The following is a 231-nucleotide window of genomic DNA, read 5'->3' as shown; positions in this document are numbered from 1 at the left end:
CTTGAAGGTGGTGCCGGTCTCGCCGTCCTCGATTTCCTTGTGCTCGTACTTGGTATAGGCGGCGTCCAGCTTCAGCGAGGTGAACGGGCCTTCGAGGTCGCGGATCTCGGAGGCGAAGGCGTAGCGGTCCTGCTGCATCTTCAGGCGCACGTCGTCCTCGGCCGGCGAGCCATAGTTGCTGTCGTAGCCGCTGTAGGAGAGGCCGGCGTAACCGTGCTCCCAGTGATAGGA

The 231-nt window shown here is 63.2% G+C and carries 1 protein-coding gene; it reads right to left on the bottom strand.

What is annotated here, in order from left to right:
• The coding region (locus ACLJNW_RS28970) for a hypothetical protein (protein ID WP_410962133.1) at nucleotides 1-231 on the bottom strand (231 nt) is incomplete at both ends.

This window comes from Salmonella sp. SAL4457 (genome assembly GCF_046548235.1).
GTDB lineage: Bacteria > Pseudomonadota > Gammaproteobacteria > Enterobacterales > Enterobacteriaceae > Salmonella > Salmonella enterica.
This window is presented reverse-complemented; position numbering and strand designations above follow the sequence as displayed.